The organism is Enterococcus sp. AZ177 (assembly GCF_050544585.1).
In the GTDB taxonomy this organism is placed as follows: Bacteria; Bacillota; Bacilli; order Lactobacillales; family Enterococcaceae; genus Enterococcus_L; species Enterococcus_L plantarum.
In genome coordinates this window covers 2,282,789-2,306,322 of sequence record NZ_CP172944.1, presented here as the reverse complement: position 1 = coordinate 2,306,322, position 23,534 = coordinate 2,282,789, and the positions used below count along the sequence as shown (strand labels likewise).

Below are 23,534 nucleotides of genomic sequence, written 5' to 3'. Positions count from 1 at the left end.
TTTTGTGTATTGTGCGGTTTTTAGGAAATTTTCGACGAACCTGACTTTTTCACACCGTTTTTTTAATTCAAGGTGAGGTTAATAAAATTCAAAGAGTTTTATCACCATTCCGTTCATTTTGTTTAAATTTTTCTATCGTTCATTCTCATCCTGTAACCAAGCAAAAGATTATGGTATACTTATTAAGAAATCTTCAGAGAGAAGTGAGGTTTATGATGTCTTTTCAACTTAGTCAATTATTTGATTTGAATTATTGGCGGCAATTGATCTCATCAGATTTCTTGTCGCGTGATTATATCATCAATATTATAGATATTCTGGTAGTATGGTACCTCGTCTACAAATTGATCATGCTTGTCAAAGGGACAAAAGCTGTTCAATTGTTAAAAGGGGTCGCAGTCTTCATTGTGATTCGAATACTGAGTGAGATCATTGGACTCCATACACTGTCCTGGCTGATGAACCAAGTTATCATGTATGGTGTGATTGCTGCAGTTGTGATCTTTCAACCAGAAGTCCGCCGAGGCTTAGAGCATTTAGGGAGAAGTTCATTTTTCCGTGCAAGCAGATCTGAACAGCAGGAAGACGAAAAAATGATTCTTGCTTTTGATAAAGCCATTCAGTATATGTCGAAACGAAAAATCGGTGCACTGATCACAGTGGAAAAAAATACTGGCCTAGATGAATATATTGAAACGGGGATTCCTTTAGATGCCGATATCACAGGAGAATTGCTAATCAATATATTTATTCCCAATACGCCATTGCATGATGGAGCAGTGATTGTGAAACAAGGAAAAATCGCTGTAGCAAGTGCCTACCTGCCGTTGTCTGAAAGTAACTTGATTCCAAAAGAATTTGGGACGCGTCACAGAGCGGCCGTCGGTATCAGTGAAGTTAGTGATGCTGTGACCATCATTGTGTCTGAAGAGACAGGGGATGTCAGTCTCACCTTGAATAATGATCTGATTCCTAAATTGACACAGGAAGAATACCTGAGAATTCTTCGAGCAGAATTAGTGCCAAAAGAAGAACGCAAGGATAAAAAGAATCTTTTGCAACACTTTATTGAAGGTGTATCGAAAGGGGCGAAAAAGAAATGAAGATCCCCTATCAAAGCAATTGGTTCTCAGGATTATTAGCGTTACTTTTTGCTTTGTTATTATTTTTTAATGCCAATGCATCAGGGAATTTATCCGATATAACAGGTGGGAGCCAAGTTTATGATGAAATGCTGTATAACATTCCTGTTCAATTAGAATATGACCAAGATAAGTATTTTGTGTCTGGTTATGAAGAAACTGTCAATGTTCATTTAAGTAGTGCCAATCGAATTCAACTGAATTTAGAAGCAAATGAAGATACAAGAAACTTTCAAGTCGTGGCTGATTTGACCAAAACACCGATTGGGACATCAGAAATCCAATTGCGAGTTAAAGGATTGAGTACGGCAGTAACAGCTGAAATCGAGCCTAAAACGATTACTGTAACGGTAGAGAACAAAGTAACAAAATCGTTCGATGTTGAAGCGCAACTACCAGAATCGATTGAGGCAGAAGGCTACAAAGTAGAGAAAATTGCGGTTAGTCCTAAAACTGTTGAAATCACAACGGGAGAAGAGACTGCCAAAGCGATTACACGTGTTATTGCTCCCTTGTCCAATGTCAAACAATCGGTTGATACGATCAAGCAAACGGTCAATGTTCAAGCAATTGATAGCAAAGGACAAGTGTTAAGTATTGAAAATCCAGCACCTCAAGTAAAAGTCGTTGTTGATTTGACCTTACCTTCAAAAGAAGTGGGTCTTACGATCAGTCCAACTGGCTCACCACCAACAGGGGTTGAGAATTTCACATTTAATCTTTCAGAACAAAAAGTGGAAATTAGAGGAACAAAATCTGTTTTAGATGCAATTGATACAATAGAGTTACCAGTTGACATAAGTAATATAAAATCATCAACCAAACAAAAAATAAAAATACCGACAAATACAGAGTATATTGTTTCACCTGAGGAAGTAGAAGTGACGATCAATCCAGTCTTTGCAGGAACAAGTACAAGTTTTTCTGGAACTAGCGGACAAGGCACAACGACATCAAGTTCGAGTCGATCGGTCCCAACGTCTGTGACTTCCAGTGAAAAAACAACAAGTTCCTCTAGTACATCAAGCTCGTCGAGTTCGTCTAGCATTGAAAGTACAACTGAAGATGATCTGGAAAATGGGAGTAGTTCAGTTCCTGCAAATTAAGTTGATTGACTAAGAAAACCCATTATTCTATTGAGGACACCTCATAAGAATAATCGAGGCTAGCTTAGTAAGTAGAAGGAGAGTTATGATGGGTAAATATTTTGGAACAGATGGTGTTAGAGGAATTGCAAATAAGGAATTAACACCAGAATTAGCATTCAAATTAGGCCGTTTTGGCGGATATGTTTTAAGTCAACATGAAGATTCTACACGTCGTCCAAGAGTATTGGTCGGTCGTGATACACGTATATCAGGTCAATTATTAGAGCAGGCGTTGATTTCAGGTCTTTTATCTGTTGGGATCGAGGTATTTCAATTAGGTGTTATTTCAACACCCGGCGTTGCGTATCTAACAAGATTACAAAAAGCATCAGCTGGTGTCATGATTTCAGCTTCTCATAACCCAGCAGAAGACAATGGGATCAAGTTCTTTGGGGCAGATGGCTTTAAATTAGTGGACGATCAAGAACTTGAAATTGAAGCGTTATTAGATGCAGAAGAAGATAATTTACCTCGTCCTTCAGCTGAAGGCTTAGGTACATTGGATGAATTTCCTGAAGGCTTATTGAAATATTCTCAATTCCTCGTTCAAACGATACCAGGTGACTTATCTGGTTTAACGGTTTGTATCGATGCCGCAAATGGAGCAACGGCAACTTCTGTCAACCGTTTATTCGCTGACTTAGAAACTGATTTTTACACAATGGGTACAAGTCCTAATGGTTTGAATATCAATGATGGTGTAGGGTCTACACATCCAGAAAAGTTAGCTGAAATGGTTGTTGAAAAAGGCGCTGATGTGGGTCTTGCATTCGATGGTGATGGTGATCGAATTATTGCAGTGGATGAATTAGGAAATATTGTTGACGGAGACAAGATCATGTTTATCTGCGCAAAATACCTTGCCGAAAAAAATCGTTTGAAAAAAGATACGATCGTCACGACCGTTATGAGTAATCTGGGTTTCCGCAAAGCAGTGGAAGCCGCTGGTATGAAAGATGTAATCACTCAAGTTGGTGACCGATATGTTGTGGAAGAAATGCGTAAAAATGATTATAATTTTGGTGGAGAACAGTCAGGACATATGATTTTCTTAGATTATAATACAACAGGTGATGGCATGCTTTCCGGTATTCAGTTATTGAATGTTATGAAACAAACTGGGAAAAAATTATCTGAGTTAGCGTCAGAATTAACTGTTTATCCACAAAAATTAGTGAATATTCGTGTAACTGATAAACATGGTGCAATGGAAGTTCCAGCAATCAAAGAAATTGTTGACTTAATGGAGGCAGAAATGAATGGCGATGGTCGTATATTAGTTCGTCCTTCTGGGACAGAGCCTTTATTACGAGTGATGGCAGAAGCACCAACACAAGAAAAAGTGGATTATTATGTAGATAAAATCGCAGAAGTCGTGAAAGCTGAAATCGGCATAGGATGATAATCTTTTTTAGAATAACCTGCATACATGGAAAATGTATCAGGTTATTTTTCTGTTTTTATAAAGGACGAATAATCGTTGCTGAAAGTAGGTGATTGTTCGATAATATTATTGACAGAACTACTATAAAAAGGTACTATGTTTGAGAATTGATAGTGAAATAATCAGTGGTCAGCCTGTTCGTTCGTAAAAAATCATGAATAGAATAATTAGTGAGAGGGGAGATTAAATGGGGAACTATTTAGTTTTACAAACAGATTTTGGGCTTGGTGATGGCGCAGTAAGTGCAATGTATGGTGTTGCTCATATGGTAAGTGATGAGATCATCATTGGCGATTTGACTCATGAAATTCCTCCTTATGATATTTGGGCAGCGTCTTATCGTTTGTATCAGACAGTGAAATATTGGCCAAAAGGCAGTGTTTTTGTCTCTGTTGTTGATCCGGGGGTAGGCAGTACAAGACGAAGCATCGTAGCGAAAACAAATTCGGGGCATTATATTATTACTCCAGATAATGGTTCGTTAACGCATATTTCTCATTATCAAGGAATTGAAGAGATTCGTGCAATTGACGAAGTAACGAGTCGTTTACCACATTCAGAAGAAAGTCATACGTTTCATGGCAGAGATATTTATGCATACAATGGAGCGCGCTTAGCGAGTGAGGAAATTGCTTTTGAGGAATTAGGTAAGACTGTTGCGATTGATTCTATTGAAGCGTTACCGTTGATTGAAGCAAAGCATGATCAACATATTTTAGAAGGCAGTATCGATGTTTTGGATATCCGTTTTGGTTCCTTATGGACCAATATTCCATTGGCGTTTATGAAGGAAGAAAAGATTGTTCATGATGACCAGCTACAAGTAACAATCTATCATCAAGGGAAAAAAGTGTATCAAAATATTATGAAATTTGCTAAATCTTTCGCAGATGTTAATATTGGGGAACCTTTAGTTTATGTAAATTCATTAGTAAATATTGGTGTAGCAGTCAATCAAGACTCATTTTCTAAACTCTACCACATTGGTACTGGAACGGATTGGACGACCCAATTAAGAAAAGCACCGAAGATCATTTTTGAATAGGAGTAGGGAATATGAAAAAAGATTTTTCAGTAAAAACAATTGTGGCAATTGGTATCGGATCAGCTGTATTCGTAATTTTAGGGCGTTTTGTGGTGATTCCAACAGGCTTTCCTAATACAAACTTAGAGACAGCCTACCCATTTTTAGCACTGATTTCTGTTATTTTTGGACCGGTTGCAGGTGGCTTGATTGGGCTGATTGGTCATACGCTAAAAGACTTTACAACATATGGCAGTGCATGGTGGAGTTGGATCATTTGTTCTGGTATTATAGGAGTGGTGTATGGTTTAGCAGGAAGGAAAATCGATCTTATACACGGCGAATTTAATAAAAAAGACATTATTTATTTTAATATTTATCAAGTGATTGGAAATGCCGTTGTTTGGGGATTGATTGCACCGACATTAGATGTATTGATTTACAGTGAACCTGCTAGTAAAGTCTATACACAAGGTGTGATTGCTGTTGTATTAAATATTATTGCAGTAGGAATCATCGGTACATTGTTGATGGCAGCGTATGCTACAACACGGACTAAAAAAGGTAGTTTAACAAAAGATTGATTATGTAGTAAAATGAAATTAGCATAAATATAATTTCTGAAATAAAATTAAGGGCGAGAAAAAGCAAGCTTGATTTTTAAAGCTGAACAGCCTTTTCTTGTCCTTTTTTACATAGAATGAGGGAGCGTCATCAATGAAGAAACCACTGATAACTTTTGACAATTTTACTTTCCAATATCATAGTCAGGCTGAACCTACATTACATAGTATTGATTTAACGATTTATGAAGGGGAGAAAGTCTTGATCGTAGGTCCAAGCGGTAGTGGTAAATCAACTTTTGCCCAATGTATCAATGGACTGATTCCTTATAGCTATGAGGGCGAAATAACTGGAAATGTTACGATCAGGGATAAAGAATTAACAAAGACAAGTCTATTTGAGTTATCTTTTGACGTTGGGACAGTGTTGCAAGATACAGATGGTCAATTCATCGGATTAACAGTAGGAGAAGATGTTGCATTTGCTTTAGAAAACGATGAAGTATCGCAAAGTAAGATGAAACAAGAAGTCGATCATTGGACTAAAATCGTTGGATTGAATGATTTTTTACAGTATCGGCCGCAAGATTTATCAGGCGGACAAAAACAGCGAGTATCGATGGCTGGTGTGTTGATCGATGAAGCACCGATTTTATTATTTGATGAACCACTTGCGAATTTAGATCCTAAAGCTGGTAAAGAAACAATTGCATTGATTGAAGAAATCCATCAAAAGACAGAAACGACGGTTTTGATTATCGAGCATCGTCTGGAAGATGTTCTATATCGTTCGGTTGATCGTGTGATTGTTTTTAACGATGGGCGAGTTGTCGCCGATTTACCTGCAGATGAGCTGCTCAAAACAGATATATTAACGGAACAAGGAATTCGAGAACCACTTTATGTGACAGCAATGAAATATGCAGGCGTAGATTTGGAAACAGTTCAATATTTGGCTGACATTGAAAAAGTCCAAGCACCTGACTTAAAACTACAAATGGAAAAATGGATGAAAAAACAAGCTCAAATACCCAAGCAAGAAACGTTACAACCATTATTGAAATTGGAAACTATTATGTACCAATATAATCGAAAGGATCAATATGTTTTAAATGATGTTTCGGTTACATTCAATCGTGGCGAAATGCTGAGTATCGTTGGGAAAAATGGTGCTGGTAAATCCACTTTAAGTAAAGCAATCTGTGGTTTTGTTACACCGCAATCAGGCAAAATGACTTGGTCAGACGAAGATTTTACTCAGTTTTCAATTAAAGAACGAGCAGATAAGATTGGCTTTGTCATGCAAAATCCGAACCAAATGATTTCAAAGAAAATGATTTTTGAAGAAGTTGCTTTAGGATTGGTCTTGAAAGGCATGCCAGAAGCAGAAATCAAGGAACGCGTTGAACAAGCTTTAAAAATCTGTGGCTTGTATTCATTTCGCAATTGGCCAATTTCAGCGCTTAGTTTTGGTCAGAAAAAAAGAGTCACCATTGCTGCGATTTTAGTTCTGGAACCTGAAATGATCATCTTAGATGAACCAACGGCGGGACAAGATTTTAAACATTATACTGAAATGATGACATTTCTAGAAAAGCTCAATGAACGTGGCGTCACCATTGCGATGATTACTCATGACATGCATCTTATGTTGGAATATACAGAGCGAGCAATAGTCTTGTATGATGGCAAAATCATCGCAGATACATCGCCAGTTAAAGTATTGACTAATTCTCAATTAGTGGAGCGTGCATCATTGAAAGAAACAAGCTTATTTACTTTTGCTCAACATTTAGGTTTGGACGATCCTTTTTTGTTTACAGAAAACTTTATGACCTATGATCAGGAGGTGCGTTTGAAATGAATGAACATCAAATGTTAGGTTATATTCCTGATAATACAATGATTCATAAATTGAATGGAACAGCTAAATTAATTTTTTTGATTTTATTGTCTGTGGCATGTATGACCACATATGATACGCGTTTTTTGATTGGTATGACGGTATTTTCACTTGTTTTATTTAAGTTATCAAATATTAAGTGGCACCAGATTTCATTTGTTGTAAAATTTATTTTTGTATTTTCATTACTGAACATTATTGCCGTTTATCTTTTTGCACCAGAATATGGGGTAGACTTATACCAGTCTAGAACGCTTATTTGGGAAGGGCTTGGACGTTTTACTATAACGCAAGAGCAATTATTTTATGAATTTAATTTAGTTCTAAAGTATTTTTGCACAATACCGCTGGTACTAATTTTTCTTTTAACGACAAACCCTAGTGAATTTGCATCTAGTTTAAATCGGATTGGTGTTAGCTATAAAATTAGTTATGCTGTGGCTCTGGCAATTCGCTATATTCCCGACATTCAAGAAGATTTTTTCAATATCTCTCTGGCGCAACAAGCACGTGGGTTTGAAATGTCTAAAAAAGGCAAACTAATGCAACGATTAAAAGGAACCGCTCAAATTGTTTTTCCTTTGATTTTGTCTAGCTTAGATCGAATTGAAACAATCAGTACGGCAATGGAACTACGTCGTTTTGGGGAAAAAAAGAAAAGGACTTGGTATGCTCAGCGACCATTTCATGCTTCTGATTTTCTTGTTATTGGCTTAGCAGTTTTATTAACTGTCATAAGTTTTTCCTTATTTAAAGTCAATGGCGGAAGATTTTATAATCCGTTTAGTTGATTGTTTTTAAGAAGTTAGAACACGAATCTTTATATGAATTCCATGTGGAGGCTGGGACAGAAGCTTATTTCCGAAGGGATTGCTTCTGCTCCCACCGTTTATTCGTATCTGGGGTGTGAAACAAAAGTGATTTTACTTTTGTCCCACACCCTTTTTTTGTTTTTTATAACTAGACCAATTTTGGGTTTTTCATAAAATTATTGACATATATACTTGTTCTATTGTATTATTAATGCAGTTTCTATTTAATATGAAAAAAGGAGGGTAGTTAGACCAATAGGGATAGCGCCAGGCCTGAACATTCAGGTGACGAGGAAAGAGCTGATCGAAAAATTCGGCGGATAGCTCTAGGGACTGCACTCTACAAGCTAGAGGGAAAAAATAATTGCAAGGTTATAACAAAAATCTAGCTATGCAGAATAGAAACCTATGATAGAAATTCAAGAAATAGAATGTGCTGATACTAAAAAATACGAAGTTATCTACTGAAATAACTCAAGGCTTATTTTTTATGGATTTGCTTCTTTTTCTTGAATAGTGACTCAAGACAATCGAGAAAGTAGGAAATGGATAATATGTGTGGAATTGTAGGAATTATTGGAAAAGAGAATACAACGGATATTTTAGTTCAAGGATTAGAAAAATTAGAATATAGAGGATATGATTCTGCTGGGATTTTTGTCACAGGCAAAAACAAAGAAGATCATTTAGTAAAATCACTAGGAAGAATTGCTGATTTACAGAGTAAAATCACTCCAGAAGTTCAGGGAACAGTCGGGATCGGCCATACTCGTTGGGCAACACACGGGAAACCCAGTGAGAGAAATGCTCATCCACATACATCAAGTAACCACCAGTTTATTTTGGTACACAATGGTGTGATCGAAAATTTTGAAGAATTAAAACAGGAATTTCTTCAAAACAAGCAACTTGAAGGTGAGACGGACACAGAAATCGTTGTTCATTTAATCGAGCATTTTGCAGAAGATGGACTCGTAACAAAAGAAGCGTTAAAAAAAGCTTTAACAGTAATCAAAGGTTCATACGCATTTGCGTTGATCAACAAAAATGATCCAGATACTATTTATGTTGCTAAAAATAAAAGCCCATTATTGATTGGATTAGGGGATGGGTTTAATGTCATCTGTAGTGATGCGATGGCGATGCTTGCTGAAACAAACCATTTTGTCGAGATTGCGGATGGCGAAATGGTGATAGTTAAAGCAGACAAGATAGAAATCGAAGATGAAAAAGGGAATGTAGTTTATCGAGAGTCGTATGAAGCTCAATTTGATTTAAGTGACATCGGAAAAGGAACATACCCTTATTATATGCTAAAAGAAATCGATGATCAGCCAACTGTAATGCGTCGTATTATTCGGGAATATACGAATACAGTAGGTGATGCTGTGATCGATAAAAAAATCATCGAAAAATTAACTGCTAGTGATCGTATCTATATCGTTGCTTGCGGGACTAGTTATAATGCTGGCTGGGTCGGCAAAGCGATTCTTGAGAAAATGACGAATATACCAGTTGAGGTTCATCTTTCAAGCGAATTTGGCTATAACATGCCATTACTATCAGAAAAACCATTTTTCATTTTCTTAAGTCAAAGTGGAGAAACAGCTGATAGCCGTCAGGTATTAGTGCAGATAACTGAACTTGGGTTACCATCATTAACACTAACAAACGTGGCTGGCTCGACCTTATCCAGAGAAGCCGATTATACCTTACTTCTTCATGCTGGACCAGAAATTGCTGTTGCTTCAACAAAAGCGTATACAGCACAAATTGCCGTTTTAGCAGTTCTTGCCAAAGCAGCGGGAGATAATAAGGGAAATCAGTTATCATTAGACTTTGATATTGCGCATGAACTAAGTGTAATTGCAGCAGTAATGGAAACGATTATCGATGAGAAAATGACGATCAGTCAGTTAGTGGAAGATTACTTATCAACTACTCGAAATGCTTTTTATATCGGTCGTGGCGTTGATTACTATGTATCGATGGAAGCTTCATTGAAATTAAAAGAAATTTCATACATTCAAGCTGAAGGGTTTGCAGCTGGAGAATTAAAACATGGCACGATTGCCTTGATTGAAGAAGGGACGCCCGTTTTCGGTATAATTACAGATCAAAAAACAGCGGCACATACTCGTGGAAATTTGAAAGAAGTTGAAAGTCGTGGCGCTCATAATGTTGTCATTGCCTTAGCATCATTTGCGAAAGAGACGGATCAATTGATCATACCGGATGTCCACCCGTTGCTGACGCCTTTAGTTAGTGTTATTCCAACTCAATTAATTGCTTATTTTGCGACATTACAAAGAGGCTACGATGTAGATAAACCACGTAACTTAGCAAAAAGTGTTACGGTAGAATAAGAATGAAACAATGCGAGGCTGGGACAGAAGCTTATTTCTGAAGGGATTGCTTCTGCTCCCACCGTTTAATCGCATTTAGGGTGTGAAACAAAAGTGATTTTTACTTTTGTCTCACACCCTTGTTTGTTTTGCTTATGATTTAAGAAAAAGATTATATGGAAATGACAAGCAGAATCTGCCATGCTAGATTGAATGGTTTTAGTTTGTGAAAAATGAATAAAAAAATATTCCCTCATCTGAAAGATGGAGGGAACACAAATCAAATTACACACACTAATAAAGTACCATAATTTTTAATGATTCTCAACAATTTCATTTTTTATTTAAAAAAATGAGAAACTTTTTAGGCGCAAAACATTCTCTATTCAATTTATTATGGTTTTTATCAGGAAATCATTAAGAAGTTCCTTAAAATGAAAAAACAATCATTGCTCAATTGATGTGAGTGATGATTGTTTTTCGAGAGCACTTTATAAAATGTTAACAGCAAAATCAGGAGCATAAGAAGCGACCGTTGCGACTTGTACAACATCACCAGGAACGGGGGCGTGGATATAGGAACCGTCCCCCGTTGAGATGCCGACGTGATACGTTCCACCATGATTCCCCCAAAAAACTAAATCGCCAGCTTGTGCCTCTGCTACTGAAATTGTAGCACCAGCGGTTTCTTGATCAACGGTGGTTCTACCAATGGAACGACCGGCAGAAGCAAAAGCGACTTGAACCAAACCAGAGCAATCGAAAGCGTCAGGTCCAGCTGCACCATAGACATAGGGCTTACCTAAATGTGTTTTTGCAGCAGCAACTATAGCTGAACGAATGTCCGTTTGTTTTGCCTGTTCCGTTTTTTGTTTACTTACTTGAGCAATCTTTTCTGATAATTGAGTTTCTTGCTCAACTGTTTCTGATACTTGTTTTGAAATCGATTTTGTCGCTAAGGTTAATGAGACTTGTTTTTGTTTTAATCCTTCTAATTGTTCCTTTTTCTCTATTACTGAATCATCTTTTATCTTTATAGATGGAAGCTGTACCGAAAGTATTGATGCCTTGTCATTATCATCATCTTCTGTTTCTGAGATTGCACCGATAGATTCGATTTTTTCCAACTGATCAAGATCGATTTGAATTTTTTGCATTTTTTTCTCTATGCTAGAAAGTTGGTTATTATTCTCCATTTTTTGTTCTGAAAATGTTTGTTTCGTTTGTTTTAATTGTGCTAATTTTTTAGAATAGTCATGGATGAGATTGTCTTGAGTAGTGGCTTCTGTAGAGGTTGCAAAGGCGTGGTCACTTAGTAGTAAACCAGCAGAAAGTGTTAAACAACTGAGTAATAATTTAGTGATAAATTTATTTTTCTTCAAAAAAACGCTCCTTAATTATTTAAATTTTTTGATTAATTTGGTGATATTGCTTAAAATGTAGGATTTCTATTTTTAAGGCCAGTTAATATTTAAACATAGGTAGAGTGGAAAGTATGTAAAAGGGAGGTTAAATGTTTGTTTCTGATTTTACAAAAAAGGTACTTTTATTTCAAATTTCTTGTTCGATGTAATATAAAATTGAATAGATTTCAATAGTATGTGTTTTTCTAAAATAGACTAAATGGTAGATTTTTATAGTTGAAAGCTCACTGACTATTTTTATTGACTATCTTTTTTTCTAATTTTGATTTAAAATAGTTCATACAGTCAAAGAGTAGGATTATGAAAAAATTGGAGGGTAGGGCAATGAAAAAAGAAAAAGTTTTTGAGATCACTCATCACTCGATTTTAGAAACCGCCAAGGAACTGTTTTTGACAAACGGGTATAAAAATACTTCTACGCGTGACATTGCGAAAGCTGTAAATATCACACAACCGGCTTTGTATTACCATTTTTCCAATAAAGAAGTTTTGTTTATTGAAATCAATAAACAAATTGGTAGTCAGTTGAAACAAGAGATAGAGCAAATTCAGTATGCGTCAGACTCACTTGAAAACCAATTGATCAACTGTACTAATGCGTTGCTAAATGTCTATCACCGAGATATTTTTTCCTTTATCCATCAAAGTGCAGCTGAAATGGAGCAAGAAAACAAACAAAAATTGTTTTATATATTGAATGATTATTATTTGAAACCATTACAAGCTATTTTTGAAACAAGCCAAACACCTTTAAACACCAAGGTGTCATCAAAAAAAGCAGCTCAGTTTTATCTTATGAGTTTGTCATTGTTATTCTCAACTGTTCACCAACTATCTACAGAAAAAGAACGTTCAGAACAAATTGCTGAATTGATGGATATGGTTTTACATGGCGTTATAGCGTAAAGAATTAACTTTTTTATCATCTGATAAAAATATTGTTTAATTCTTTTTTTTGTGGTAAACTTTTTATCAAGTGATAAATAAAGGTTGATTTTTTTTCGGCCGTTTTTTATCAACTGATAAAAAAGAGGTGGAATCAATGTTTTTAGGTTTAGAAGAGATGAAGTATTTTAAGCTTAGGTACACATTAGTAATAGGTGTCATTGTACTAGTTGCTTATGTAGCGTTTATGTTGTCTGGTTTGGCGAATGGGCTTGCTCAAGGAGTGAGACAAGGCGTTGATCAGTGGGATGCTACAAGTATTGTATTGTCTGAAGATGCGAATAAAAGTCTGAATGCTTCAAGTCTGGTCATGGAAGATTTAAATCAGGTGGAAGCGAAGCAAAAAGAACCCCTTGGACAATATGCTGGTGCATTAAATAAAGTCGGTCAAAACAAAGAGGCGGATAAAATCAATATTTCGCTTTTTGGCGTGACCGAAACTAGTTCAATCAAACCGGAACTAGTTGAAGGACGCTATTTTAAGGAGTCGGGTGAAATCATCATTCCGCAAAATTTAGTGGATAAAGGAATTAAGCTCGGAGATACTGTGAAAATTGGAAAATTGGATAAAGAGCTGAAAGTTGTGGGCATCACGAAGCAAAACAGCTTTAGCATTGTCCCATTGATTTATACATCGCTTACTCAATGGCAAGAGCTTAAATTCGGCAAAATCATTGAAGGAGATAAAGCACCGATCAATGGAATTGTTGTTCGCTCGACTAAAACAAAGGATGTTAAATTGACAGACAAAGATGGTCATTTGGCCAAATATGAAATTGAAGCATTTATCGAGAAATTACCTGGTTACAGTGAACAAAATCTCACCTTAAATGCGATGATCTATTTCTTGTTTGTAATTACAGCTGCGATTATTGGGATTTTTATCTATGTGATGACCTTACAAAAAACAAGCTTGTTCGGCGTTATGAAAGCTCAAGGTATCTCTAATGGATATATTATCAAATCAATCATTGCCCAAACGTTTATTTTAGGGGTAATCGGTGTCTTGATCGGTGTGGTCTTGACTTTAGTGACAAATCTTGTTTTACCATCTGCAATGCCGTTTGAATTAGACAGTATGAATCTATTGATTTATAGTCTAGTATTGATTATCGTCGCTGTATTAGGTGGCGTATTCTCGATTCGCACCGTGACACATGTTGATCCAATGAAAGCGATAGGAGGGTAAAGAAATGACTGATATTTTGGTAATGGATGATATTCGTAAAAGCTTTGGTACAGGTCATGCAAAAGTTGAAGCATTAAAAGGAATTGATTTAAAGGTCAAAGCAGGAGAATTTGTTAGTATTATTGGTCCTTCTGGTTCAGGTAAAAGTACGTTTTTAACCATTGCAGGTGGGTTGCAAAGCCCTACTTCAGGTGCGATTAAAATCAATGGCAAAGATTTTACCCATTTAAATGAAAAGAAACGTTCGAGATTGCGTTTTGAAGAAATTGGCTTTATTTTACAATCTTCCAATTTGATTCCATTTCTGACTGTGGAAAAGCAGTTTACATTAGTTGATAAAATCGAAAAGAAAAAAATCGAAACAGAACGAATCAACGAATTATTAACATCATTAGATATCGCTGATTTACTGCATAAATTCCCAAGGGACCTATCTGGTGGAGAGCGTCAACGAGTAGCGATTGCTCGTGCATTGTTCAATGAACCAAGTTTAATTTTGGCAGATGAACCTACTGCTAGTTTAGACACAGAGCATGCGTATGAAGTTGTAAAAATTTTGGCAAAAGAAGCACACGAAAAACAAAAAGCAACGATCATGGTTACTCATGACCCTAGAATGATTGAGTGGAGTGATAATGTTTATCGGATTGAAGACGGTGAATTAACAAAAGAGTAGTAAACAATCAAAGGAGGGAAATAAACAAAAAAGTTTATTTTTCTTCTTTTTAATTTTGAGTATTATAAAAATCAATTTTAGGTTATGATGATAGTAGAATAAATAAAAAGGTTGAATAGACATGTGTTTGGTATGATAAATCAAAGAATTAAACATCAGAAAGTGAGGCAGTACAATGGATAACAGAGTTGAGGTAATGACTTTTTCGCAATTAAAACAGCTTGTGAAAGAACTTGAGACAAACAATTCCATCGATGATAATACAAAAGTATTTATTGATACTGGGTGGGATAGTGTTCAAGAAGTTGAACCAAATGCTTTTCATGTAGAAGAGGTTGTTGAATTTAAAGTACAAGATGAATTAACAAAAGATTTTTATGTTGGGTATACATTGAGCGAAAAAGCAGAACGGATGCAGGCACAAGGGCAAACAGAAACGGCTGTTATTATTAGAAATTTATATTAGTAGGACGTTGATGTTTCGGGGCTTTAAGTCCAAATTAAGTTTTCCCTTTTTATAGATACACACTATATCTTTTTTGATATGATACTATATCATGGGAAATAATCATTAGGAAGGTGGTGTTTCTTTTGACAAATAAAATTCCATTTCCAAAGAACTATGAACGGTTTATTGAGTTGGGACAAGAAGCAATAAAAAATAATAATCTGATTGGCGCTGTGGATTATTATGAACACGCGTATGCAATCAGACAAGATTTTACATTGAATTTAGTGTTGGTAAACATGTACTTAGAAATAGGTGAAAACGAGCAAGCATTATCATTAGCTTCAGAAATGAAAGAAAAATATTTTGCTTACTTAGATTATGTAGAAATTTACATTCAAATTTTGATTCAAAATCATCTGTTTATTCAAGCACATAGCATCATTAATGAACGAATTTTGATGGAGCAAAGCGGAGAAATGAGAAAGTTGATTTCTTTAAAGAAGAAAATCCGACACGTTGAACTGATGTATCAGCAATTTGAAGTAGGAAAAATCAAAGAATTAAAAGAAGAATTACAACAGTTAAATAAACACAATTACTATGAGCAGATGGCAATTGTAAAAAAAGCAGGGCAATTGCCTCAAGAAGAATTTATTGTAATTGGAAAAAAGATATTAGTAGATGTGCAGGTACATAATTTGGTTCGATCTTGGATACTTGAAGAACTTGTCCGCCTTCATGTTAAAGAAGAAGTTGAGTTTTTTTGGCGAGATAACAAAAAATATACCGTTGTTCCAGCTTCTGTTGGTACGCCGTTGGATAGTGCCGCGTATCAAAGAATCTTATTGTTTTTAGAAAAAGAATTAATTAACGATGATCCTATTTTACTAGTAGACATTATGGAAGAGATTCGTCTGCATTTTGCATTACTTTATCCTTTGGCAGATGAAATCATTGAAGATCCAAGGTTGTGGGCTGTGAGTTATGTGAGCTCTTACAACCATTCAATTGCACAGAAGTATCAAGTTGAAGAGGAACAATTAGAAATTGAAAAAATCCAGAAGATTCAAAGTGAGATACGTTTTGAATTAGAAAAGATGGTTTTATAGAGAGAAAAAGAGTAAAGGGCTGAAAATTCCTTTACTCTTTTTTGATATACATTAACTGCATGTTTAGTTTTTAGTCAAATAATGAATAAATAAGAGCAGTAAAAATGAAAGTAGAAAATAGAAAAAGATCCCTCCTTGAATGAAAACGAAAATCAAAAAGACAAGCTGATAATCAACAGACGTAAATTGAATAACATAACGATTCAAGATAAATTCTGCGAGGGTTAAAAGAAGTGAAGAAATTAATAATCTTTGATGGCGCTGACTCAATACTATTCACTACCTAACGATTAGAATGATTAAAAAAATATAGTAGCATAAAAAAAGATAGTTTTTTATCAATTTTTAGATGATATCGACAAATAAATGAGAATTTTGAAGGGACGTTTGCAATTTAGATCTTATTGTTAAGAAGAGTTTGATAGAAATAAAAAAACACTACTTACTTGTAGTGTTTAAGGTCAAGTTCTCATGATTATTGCGACATCTGATTTTAAATTATGCTATAATTCTACATGTAGTAGTAAAGCAATTATCTAAGAATAAAGACGCGCCCTGAGGGAATCGAACCCCCGTCTCAAGAACCGGAATCTTACGTGATATCCACTACACTAAGGGCGCAAGCACGTTTACTAGTTTAGCTGATATTTCGATAAATTACAAGGGGGAGGACAAAAATAATGAAATTTGAACAACATCAATCGCAACAACAAAAACAAGTCCAAAAGCTTGCAATGACGCAACAATTACAACAATCGATCCAGATTTTACAATACAATTCAGAAGAACTTTTTGCCTATATAGAAGCCAAGTCATTAGAAAATCCTTTGATCGACATCCAAACAGAGACCAACTATGGAGATTTTCCGAGTTCTAGTAACAAAACGTATAGCAACGAAGAAAATAACTATCTAAATCAAATTCCAGATAATCACACATCACTTTTTGAATATTTGATCGATCAAATCCACTTGAATTATCGTGATACATATCTACGAACATTGGTTTTATTTTTAGTCGAATATATTGATTTAAATGGATATTTAATGATTGATTTAGATGAAGCAACGCTAAAAACAGGAGCAAAATCTATTGAAATGCTAGATGCATTGACGCTGATTCAGCAATTAGATCCAGCAGGTGTTGGTGCAAGAGATTTACGTGAATGTTTGTTACTGCAAGTTGAGCGGGACGATACGGCACCAGCATTAGCCTATATTGTAATTGAGGAAGAATTTGATCATTTGGCTAATCGTAAGTGGAGCTTGATTGCTAAAAAATTTGAAGTAGAGATGTCAGAAATTCAAACGATTTTTGATTATATTCAGACATTGAACCCAGCTCCTGGAAGCATTTTCGAGTCAACATTGGGACTGTATATTCGTCCCGATTTAACCTTGAGAATCAAAGAGAATCAACTAAACGTGATATCTAATAGAACAGGTACTCCAACGATTCAATTTCAACAAGCCTATTTTGAGCGAATGGAAGCAACCGATGACAAAGAAGTCCAAGAATATATCAAGGAAAAGAAAAATGAATTTGAATGGTTAGAAAAAACGATCCTTCAACGTGGTGATACTATTTTAAGAGTCGGAACAGAAATCGTTCAGCGCCAACAACAATTCTTTTTTAAGGAAGACAGACCGCTAAAACCAATGACTCTAAAAGAAATTGCAGAGGCCTTGGATATCCATGAATCAACCGTTAGCCGAGCTGTAAATGGTAAATATTTAGAAACAGAATTTGGTGTTTTTGAGCTACGGTCATTTTTTTCAAATGGGTTGTCAAACGAAACCACTGGAGAAGAAACGTCAACAAGTAGCATCAAAAAACTAATACAAGCTTTAGTGGACAGCGAAAACAAAGCCAAGCCACTCTCAGATCAGAAACTAGTAGATTTACTAAAGGAACAAGAAATTGAAATTTCTCGTCGTACTGTTACAAAATATCGAGAAGCATTAGGAATACCCGCTTCATCTAAACGAAAACGATATGATAATTAAGAAAAAGCGTTTAACTCTCGAGTTCTACTCAAAGGGTTAGACGCTTTTTTATGGTTGCCAGATCAAGTGTTCAGAAGGTAATCCCTCTTCGATTCCTTGCCAGATGGAGACAAAGTGATTTTTTTCTAATAGATGTTTTGAGGCACCATTTTTAGGATCAATTATGGCGTAAACAGTGGATTCAGATAATCGTTCAGAATGTTCAACTATACGTAGTAAAGTAGCGATGACTTGTGTGGCGTATCTTTTCCCCCAGTGCTCAGGTAAAAGCATATACCCTATCTCGATTTTGTGTTCTTCATCCCAAGATAACTTACCAAAACCGATATACGTTTCTTTGTCAAAGAATTTGTAGTAGCCGGTTTGATCGTGGTGTCCCTGATTATAAGCTGAAATTTTTTTGAAGTTTTCAATAACGTCCTGTTCAGGTTCTGCTTTTTCAGTGATGTAGCGCATGACTCGAATCTCTTTTGTGAGTACAGAATAAAGTTCTTGATCATCTTTTTGATAGAACTCGAAGGTTAACTGTTTTGAATGGGTCATTCTCTTCACCTATTTCACTTAAAAGTTTGGGTAATTCAATAGAAAAAAACTATATCCAAATAAATCGGGTACAGTTTTTTGTAAGCCACCTGACGGATTCGAACCGTCGACCCCCACCTTACCATGGTGGTGCTCTACCAGCTGAGCTAAGGCGGCACTATTAATAATACAGATACCAGATTACCTTAGAAACTAATGTTTGTCAATCTATTTTCACTTGTAAAAGAAGATCAAATAGTTTAATAGAGTGTTATAGAACGAAGGTCTAATCCGAGCCTATATTGTATCATCCTATTGACATTGGATAATACCTATTGATAAACTAAAATAAAGGGGAGAAAAAAATATGTTTATTGTTTGGGGTAGTAAAGGATTTGAGAGAGCGTTAGGCGATACAGTGATTCAATGTGACTGTAGCCATTGTAATAATGAAGTGGTTATGCAAGGAAAACAAATCGGAAGAAAATTTACGTTATTTTGGATTCCAATTTTTACCACATCATCTAGTCATTACTTGCTGTGTCCAATTTGTGGATATGGAAAAGAATTGTCTAAAGAAATCTTGGCGCAATACTTAGTGAATTCCACTGAAACAATTATAGAGTAAAAATAAAAAAACATTTGACATGTAATTTACTTTCCAGTAAAATACAACGTAACAACAAATGAATAATAATCCGTTGAAGAGAAGAGTAAATTTGGACGTGCTTTAGTAGAGAGTCTCGGTTGGTGAAAAGAGATAAGCGCATAAGAGTTGAAGATGGCCTCAAGAGGACAAGCTGTTGATACGTAAGCAGCTTCGGGAAAGCACCCGTTATCAAAGCGACAAGTTATAAGACTTGGTCTAAGAAAAGTAAGCATGACTTACTTTAAAACAAAGGTGGTACCGCGATTATTCGCCCTTTACTAGCAGAAGCTGGTAGAGGGCTATTTTTATGTTTATCGATACAAATGAGAGGTTTCGTACAAGACATACGAAGGACGTATTAACCCTTAAAATTAACTAAATAAATAAAGCAATGAGATGGAAAGTACAGATGAAACGATATCTAACAGAGAGCTTGGGTAGCTGAAAACAAGTGATAAACGAAATCTGGAAAATGGCCATTGAGCAGCGCTTCGAGTGAGTGATTCATAAGACAGCGACGGATGCACCCGTTAATGTGCTAAAGTATAATCGATCATTGATCGACGTACTTGATGAGGATATCGACGTGAGTGGATATCAAATAGAGGTGGTAGCACGCAAAAGCGTCCTCAAATGTATGATAAATACATTTGAGGGCGTTTTTTCTTTTTATATATGACAATAATGGAGGGGACGATACATGAAGAAAAAGTGTTTGAGTATAGTGTTGATTTTGCTGGGAATAGTAACAATTACGGCATGTGGTAAGAATCAAGATTCGGCTGTGAATAAAGAAAAAGAGGGTAAAACGATTCGAATTGGGACTTCACCAGGACCGTATAGCGAATTATTTTTAGAAGCTGTCAAACCCATTTTAGAAAACAAAGGGTATCAAATAGAACAAACGGAATTTACAGAATTGATTCAAGCAAATGTAGCCTTAGCAGAAGGTACGATTGATTTAAATGTTGATCAGCATACTGCTTATCTAAATAATTTCAACGAGAATAAAGGAACCCACTTGATTGGGATAACAGCACTTCCTACCGTTCCGGCAGGGCTGTTTCCGGGAAATAGAAGCACTTTGGATACAGTAAAAGAAGGAGACAAAATTGGTATTCCAGATGATGCTTCAAATACTGCGAGAGCGTTCAATCTTTTGCAAAAGGCAGGCTGGATCAAATTGAAAACAGGCATCGATCCAGTCAAAGCAACAAAAGAAGATATTGTCAGCAATCCTAAAAAATTAGCACTTATCCAAATGTCATCGGCTCAAATTCCGAGGAGTTTAGCAGATTTAGAATACGCAGTAATTCCAGGAAGTATTGTTTACAGTGCTAAACTTGATCCAAAGGACAGTTTACTTTCAGAAGACGTGTTAAAAGACTATGAATTGGTTGCGACGGTCGACGAAAAAAATCAAGAGACTGATTGGGCAAAAGCCATAGTTAAAGCCTATCGCTCAGATGAGTTCAAACACTACTTAAAGGAAACTAATCAAGGAAATTACTGGTTTATCCCAAAAGAATTACAGGAGGAGCAAAAATGATCGAATTAAAGAATATAGATGTTACTTTTTTTCAGAAAAAACAGCAAATCGATGCAGTCAAGAAGGTTTCCCTCAGAATTGAAAAAGAAGATGTTTTTGGAATCGTGGGGTATTCAGGAGCTGGAAAAAGCACTTTAGTCCGGGTGATCAATTTACTGCAAAGACCAACCGCTGGAGAAGTTATTATCCACAATAAAAATATTCTTGGTTTTTCACCAAAAGAATTAAGAGCACAGCGAAAAAAAATTGGGATGATTTTCCAACATTTTAATTTGATGAAGGAACGAACAATTTTCGCCAATGTAGATTTTTCCTTAAAGTATTCTGGATTGTCAAAACAGCAACGGAAAGAAAAAATTGAAAGATTGCTTGATTTAGTAGGACTTTCAGAGAAGAAAGAGGCCTATCCTAGTCAATTATCTGGTGGACAAAAGCAGCGGGTAGCCATTGCTAGAGCCTTAGCGAATGATCCAGAGATATTATTATGTGACGAAGCAACAAGCGCATTAGACCCTAAAACAACGATTCAGATTTTAGATTTATTGAAGAAGTTAAATAAAGAGTTGGGGTTGACGATTGTTTTGATCACGCATGAAATGCAAGTTGTAAAAGAAATTTGTAACAAAGTAGCTGTGATGGAAGATGGACAAGTAATTGAAGAGAATGATATTGTGTCGATTTTCAGTCAACCTAAAGAAGCCTTGACGAAGGACTTCATAAGAACAGCAACGCATATTGATCAGGCATTGGAAACAATTATTCAACATCCAAGTTTAACTAAACTAAGTGGAGATGAAGTGTTAGTAGAATTTTCTTATGTAGGAGAGCAAACAAGTGAGCCGCTGATTGCTCAACTTTACAGCAAATATCATGTGGTCACGAATATTTTATATGGCAATGTAGAAATAGTACAACAAGTTCCCATCGGCAATTTGATCGTTATTCTTTCGGGAGAAGAAATTCAACGAGAAAAAGCATTGACGTTTTTACAAGCACAAGACGTGAAAATCAAAGTCTTAAAAAATAGCGGATCAGAAGACAAAATCATACCAGTACATGTTATCTAAACAGAACAGCGAGAAGGAGTGACTGAAATGCAAGATTTTTTACAACGGTATTTTCCAAATGTCTTATCACTAAAAGAAGAGTTTATCAACAGCACAATTGAAACCTTATATATGGTCTTTTGGACAGCTATTATTGCTGGAATTCTGGGGACATTACTTGGTGTTGTACTGGTTGCAACAGGGCCAGACGGCATTTTAATGAATCGCATTCTTTACAATAGTTTAGAAAAAATCATCAATATTTTTAGATCTATCCCCTTTATCATCATGCTGGCATTGATTCAGCCAATCACTCGTTTTTTAACAGGAACAACGATTGGGACAACGGCTGCTTTAGTGCCGCTGGTGATTGGGGTGATTCCATTTTTCGCACGTCAAATCGAAAATGCCTTATTAGAAGTTGATCCAGGAGTGATAGAAGCCGCAGAATCAATGGGAACGAGTCCGTTAGGGATCATTTTTCGGGTGTACTTAATTGAAGGCTTACCAAGCATCATTCGCGTTTCTTCTGTTACGATCATCAACTTGATTGGGTTAACAGCAATGGCTGGTGCGATTGGTGCTGGTGGTCTAGGCAATTTGGCGATCACAAGAGGCTATAATCGTTTCCAAACAGATGTGACAATTGTGGCAACATTGATCATCTTAGTTTTAGTTTTTGCCAGTCAGTTTATAAGTAACGCATTGATCAAGAAAACATCACATTAAAAAAACGAAAAGAGGAAATGTACATGAAAAAGACAATTAAATTTATCGTTTTAGCGTTAACTATCGGGTTTGTATTGGCAGGATGTTCTGCTGGAAGTGCTAAAGAAGAAAAGAATGAAGTTGTAAAAATAGGTGTTGTTGGTGCAAATAATGACGTCTTAGAATCGGTCAAAGAACGTTTGAAAGAGGATGGAATTGACCTTCAACTTGTTGAATTTTCTGATTATACACAACCCAATGCTGCTTTAGCAGAAAAAGAAATTGATTTGAATTCATTCCAACACCAGATTTTCTTAGATAACTATAACAAAGAACACAAAACAGAGCTTGTTTCAATTGGTCATACAGTCAGTGCACCATTAGGTATCTATTCTTCTAAAATCAAAGACGTCAAGGAATTAAAAAATGGCGCTGAAATTGCGATTCCAAATGACGCAACAAATGGCGGACGAGCATTATTGTTATTACAAAGTGCGGGACTAATCAAAGTGGACCCTGCTAAAAAACAAACACCCACTGTAAGTGACGTAACAGAAAATAAATTGAACATAAAAATCACAGAATTAGATGCTTCTCAAACAGCTAGGGCGCTACAAGATATCGACGCTTCTGTCATCAATAGTGGAATGGCTGTTGATGCAGGCTTTGTCCCAACGAAAGATGCAATTTTCTTAGAACCTGTGGATGAAACATCAAAACCGTATGTCAATATCATTGTTGCCCGTGAAGCGGACAAAGACAATAAAACATACAATAAAGTAGTTGATGTTTATCAACAAGAAGAAACGAAAAAAGTTATTGAAGAAACATCAAAAGGTTCAAGTATTCCAGCTTGGGAAACATTTGGCAGAAACTAAA

At 35.9% G+C, this 23,534-nt stretch carries 21 protein-coding genes, 2 tRNA genes and 2 other annotated features; of the genes, 19 read left to right on the top strand and 4 right to left on the bottom strand.

The genetic code is table 11. The features are described from left to right. The first annotated feature begins 215 nt into the window (after positions 1-215). The 8 genes from cdaA (at position 216) to glmS (ending at position 10,402) form a co-directional block, all read left to right on the top strand. Positions 216-1,103 (top strand): diadenylate cyclase CdaA, encoded by an 888-nt coding sequence (gene cdaA, locus IGJ34_RS11245; protein ID WP_069654347.1) that lies wholly within the window; start codon positions 216-218, stop codon positions 1,101-1,103. Further along, positions 1,100-2,248 carry a CdaR family protein gene (locus IGJ34_RS11240; protein WP_430597483.1) on the top strand — a complete coding sequence of 383 codons (1,149 nt, stop codon included), beginning with the start codon at positions 1,100-1,102 and terminating at the stop codon, positions 2,246-2,248. Before cdaA ends, IGJ34_RS11240 begins: the two co-directional genes overlap by 4 nt. 88 nt (positions 2,249-2,336) lie before the next feature. Further along, a complete protein-coding gene (glmM, locus tag IGJ34_RS11235; protein WP_069654345.1) occupies positions 2,337-3,692 on the top strand; it encodes a phosphoglucosamine mutase in 1,356 nt (451 codons plus the stop codon). 229 nt (positions 3,693-3,921) lie between these two features. Continuing rightward, positions 3,922-4,779, top strand: coding sequence for an SAM hydrolase/SAM-dependent halogenase family protein (locus tag IGJ34_RS11230; RefSeq protein ID WP_430597482.1), 858 nt, complete (start codon positions 3,922-3,924; stop codon positions 4,777-4,779). An 11-nt stretch (positions 4,780-4,790) separates the two neighbouring features. Beyond that, positions 4,791-5,342, top strand: coding sequence for an ECF-type riboflavin transporter substrate-binding protein (locus IGJ34_RS11225; protein WP_430597481.1), 552 nt, complete (start codon positions 4,791-4,793; stop codon positions 5,340-5,342). Positions 5,343-5,475: 133 nt separating this feature from the next. Further along, positions 5,476-7,185 carry an ABC transporter ATP-binding protein gene (locus tag IGJ34_RS11220; RefSeq protein ID WP_430597480.1) on the top strand — a complete coding sequence of 570 codons (1,710 nt, stop codon included), beginning with the start codon at positions 5,476-5,478 and terminating at the stop codon, positions 7,183-7,185. Beyond that, entirely contained in the window at positions 7,182-8,015 is an 834-nt protein-coding gene (locus tag IGJ34_RS11215) for an energy-coupling factor transporter transmembrane component T family protein (protein WP_430597479.1), read from the top strand. Before IGJ34_RS11220 ends, IGJ34_RS11215 begins: the two co-directional genes overlap by 4 nt. 575 nt (positions 8,016-8,590) lie before the next feature. Next, entirely contained in the window at positions 8,591-10,402 is a 1,812-nt protein-coding gene (gene glmS / locus IGJ34_RS11210; protein ID WP_430598535.1) for a glutamine--fructose-6-phosphate transaminase (isomerizing), read from the top strand. Between the two features lie 470 nt (positions 10,403-10,872). On the opposite strand, the gene IGJ34_RS11205 is transcribed toward glmS, so the two are convergent. Then, complete coding sequence (locus tag IGJ34_RS11205; RefSeq protein WP_430597478.1) at positions 10,873-11,763, bottom strand: NlpC/P60 family protein; 891 nt, start codon at positions 11,761-11,763, stop codon at positions 10,873-10,875. 366 nt (positions 11,764-12,129) lie between these two features. Here IGJ34_RS11205 and IGJ34_RS11200 point away from each other — a divergent pair, with 366 nt between their 5' ends. From IGJ34_RS11200 to IGJ34_RS11180, 5 genes are all read left to right on the top strand, one after another. After that, positions 12,130-12,711 (top strand): TetR/AcrR family transcriptional regulator, encoded by a 582-nt coding sequence (locus IGJ34_RS11200; RefSeq protein WP_206834411.1) that lies wholly within the window; start codon positions 12,130-12,132, stop codon positions 12,709-12,711. A gap of 136 nt (positions 12,712-12,847) precedes the next feature. After that, on the top strand, positions 12,848-13,939 hold the full coding sequence (locus IGJ34_RS11195) for an ABC transporter permease (protein ID WP_111247227.1): 1,092 nt from the start codon (positions 12,848-12,850) through the stop codon (positions 13,937-13,939). 4 nt (positions 13,940-13,943) lie between these two features. Then, complete coding sequence (locus IGJ34_RS11190; protein WP_206849441.1) at positions 13,944-14,615, top strand: ABC transporter ATP-binding protein; 672 nt, start codon at positions 13,944-13,946, stop codon at positions 14,613-14,615. A 175-nt stretch (positions 14,616-14,790) separates the two neighbouring features. Next, complete coding sequence (locus IGJ34_RS11185) at positions 14,791-15,081, top strand: hypothetical protein (protein WP_069655115.1); 291 nt, start codon at positions 14,791-14,793, stop codon at positions 15,079-15,081. A gap of 116 nt (positions 15,082-15,197) precedes the next feature. After that, a complete protein-coding gene (locus IGJ34_RS11180; RefSeq protein WP_430597477.1) occupies positions 15,198-16,175 on the top strand; it encodes a hypothetical protein in 978 nt (325 codons plus the stop codon). Between the two features lie 549 nt (positions 16,176-16,724). Here the strand turns inward: IGJ34_RS11180 and IGJ34_RS11175 are convergent. Continuing rightward, positions 16,725-16,796, bottom strand: a tRNA-Arg gene (locus IGJ34_RS11175). A 59-nt stretch (positions 16,797-16,855) separates the two neighbouring features. Between IGJ34_RS11175 and rpoN the strand changes: the two genes are divergently transcribed. Beyond that, positions 16,856-18,181: an RNA polymerase factor sigma-54 gene (rpoN, locus tag IGJ34_RS11170; protein ID WP_430597476.1), complete on the top strand. Its 1,326-nt coding sequence runs from the start codon at positions 16,856-16,858 to the stop codon at positions 18,179-18,181. 48 nt (positions 18,182-18,229) lie between these two features. Here the strand turns inward: rpoN and IGJ34_RS11165 are convergent, their stop codons facing one another. Next, positions 18,230-18,724 carry a GNAT family N-acetyltransferase gene (locus tag IGJ34_RS11165; protein ID WP_430597475.1) on the bottom strand — a complete coding sequence of 165 codons (495 nt, stop codon included), beginning with the start codon at positions 18,722-18,724 and terminating at the stop codon, positions 18,230-18,232. A gap of 83 nt (positions 18,725-18,807) precedes the next feature. Next, positions 18,808-18,880, bottom strand: a tRNA-Thr gene (locus tag IGJ34_RS11160). Between the two features lie 190 nt (positions 18,881-19,070). On the opposite strand from IGJ34_RS11160, the gene IGJ34_RS11155 reads away from it, so the two are divergent. The 5 genes from IGJ34_RS11155 to IGJ34_RS11135 all read left to right on the top strand — a co-directional run bounded on the left by IGJ34_RS11155 (position 19,071) and on the right by IGJ34_RS11135 (position 23,533). Further along, entirely contained in the window at positions 19,071-19,331 is a 261-nt protein-coding gene (locus tag IGJ34_RS11155; protein WP_430597474.1) for a zinc-ribbon domain-containing protein, read from the top strand. Positions 19,332-19,395: 64 nt separating this feature from the next. After that, positions 19,396-19,631 (top strand) — a binding site (T-box leader). Positions 19,632-19,734: 103 nt separating this feature from the next. Continuing rightward, positions 19,735-19,986 (top strand) — a binding site (T-box leader). Between the two features lie 66 nt (positions 19,987-20,052). Next, a complete protein-coding gene (locus tag IGJ34_RS11150) occupies positions 20,053-20,901 on the top strand; it encodes a MetQ/NlpA family ABC transporter substrate-binding protein (protein ID WP_206834404.1) in 849 nt (282 codons plus the stop codon). After that, positions 20,898-21,968 (top strand): methionine ABC transporter ATP-binding protein, encoded by a 1,071-nt coding sequence (locus IGJ34_RS11145; RefSeq protein WP_206834402.1) that lies wholly within the window; start codon positions 20,898-20,900, stop codon positions 21,966-21,968. The genes IGJ34_RS11150 and IGJ34_RS11145 overlap by 4 nt, the downstream gene beginning before the upstream one ends. A gap of 27 nt (positions 21,969-21,995) precedes the next feature. Continuing rightward, positions 21,996-22,676 carry a methionine ABC transporter permease gene (locus tag IGJ34_RS11140; RefSeq protein WP_069655122.1) on the top strand — a complete coding sequence of 227 codons (681 nt, stop codon included), beginning with the start codon at positions 21,996-21,998 and terminating at the stop codon, positions 22,674-22,676. Positions 22,677-22,699: 23 nt separating this feature from the next. After that, positions 22,700-23,533 carry a MetQ/NlpA family ABC transporter substrate-binding protein gene (locus IGJ34_RS11135; RefSeq protein ID WP_430597473.1) on the top strand — a complete coding sequence of 278 codons (834 nt, stop codon included), beginning with the start codon at positions 22,700-22,702 and terminating at the stop codon, positions 23,531-23,533. Position 23,534 lies beyond the last annotated feature (1 nt).

Coding starts and splice junctions, on each gene's coding strand:
- IGJ34_RS11150 (WP_206834404.1), top strand. CDS start 20,053: ATGAAGAAAAAGTGTTTGAGTATAGTGTTGATTTTGCTGGGAATAGTA.
- IGJ34_RS11135 (WP_430597473.1), top strand. CDS start 22,700: ATGAAAAAGACAATTAAATTTATCGTTTTAGCGTTAACTATCGGGTTT.
- IGJ34_RS11230 (WP_430597482.1), top strand. CDS start 3,922: ATGGGGAACTATTTAGTTTTACAAACAGATTTTGGGCTTGGTGATGGC.
- IGJ34_RS11215 (WP_430597479.1), top strand. CDS start 7,182: ATGAATGAACATCAAATGTTAGGTTATATTCCTGATAATACAATGATT.
- cdaA (WP_069654347.1), top strand. CDS start 216: ATGTCTTTTCAACTTAGTCAATTATTTGATTTGAATTATTGGCGGCAA.
- IGJ34_RS11185 (WP_069655115.1), top strand. CDS start 14,791: ATGGATAACAGAGTTGAGGTAATGACTTTTTCGCAATTAAAACAGCTT.
- IGJ34_RS11225 (WP_430597481.1), top strand. CDS start 4,791: ATGAAAAAAGATTTTTCAGTAAAAACAATTGTGGCAATTGGTATCGGA.
- IGJ34_RS11165 (WP_430597475.1), bottom strand. CDS start 18,724: ATGACCCATTCAAAACAGTTAACCTTCGAGTTCTATCAAAAAGATGAT.
- IGJ34_RS11190 (WP_206849441.1), top strand. CDS start 13,944: ATGACTGATATTTTGGTAATGGATGATATTCGTAAAAGCTTTGGTACA.
- glmM (WP_069654345.1), top strand. CDS start 2,337: ATGGGTAAATATTTTGGAACAGATGGTGTTAGAGGAATTGCAAATAAG.
- IGJ34_RS11195 (WP_111247227.1), top strand. CDS start 12,848: ATGTTTTTAGGTTTAGAAGAGATGAAGTATTTTAAGCTTAGGTACACA.
- IGJ34_RS11220 (WP_430597480.1), top strand. CDS start 5,476: ATGAAGAAACCACTGATAACTTTTGACAATTTTACTTTCCAATATCAT.
- IGJ34_RS11200 (WP_206834411.1), top strand. CDS start 12,130: ATGAAAAAAGAAAAAGTTTTTGAGATCACTCATCACTCGATTTTAGAA.
- IGJ34_RS11240 (WP_430597483.1), top strand. CDS start 1,100: ATGAAGATCCCCTATCAAAGCAATTGGTTCTCAGGATTATTAGCGTTA.
- glmS (WP_430598535.1), top strand. CDS start 8,591: ATGTGTGGAATTGTAGGAATTATTGGAAAAGAGAATACAACGGATATT.
- rpoN (WP_430597476.1), top strand. CDS start 16,856: ATGAAATTTGAACAACATCAATCGCAACAACAAAAACAAGTCCAAAAG.
- IGJ34_RS11155 (WP_430597474.1), top strand. CDS start 19,071: ATGTTTATTGTTTGGGGTAGTAAAGGATTTGAGAGAGCGTTAGGCGAT.
- IGJ34_RS11145 (WP_206834402.1), top strand. CDS start 20,898: ATGATCGAATTAAAGAATATAGATGTTACTTTTTTTCAGAAAAAACAG.
- IGJ34_RS11140 (WP_069655122.1), top strand. CDS start 21,996: ATGCAAGATTTTTTACAACGGTATTTTCCAAATGTCTTATCACTAAAA.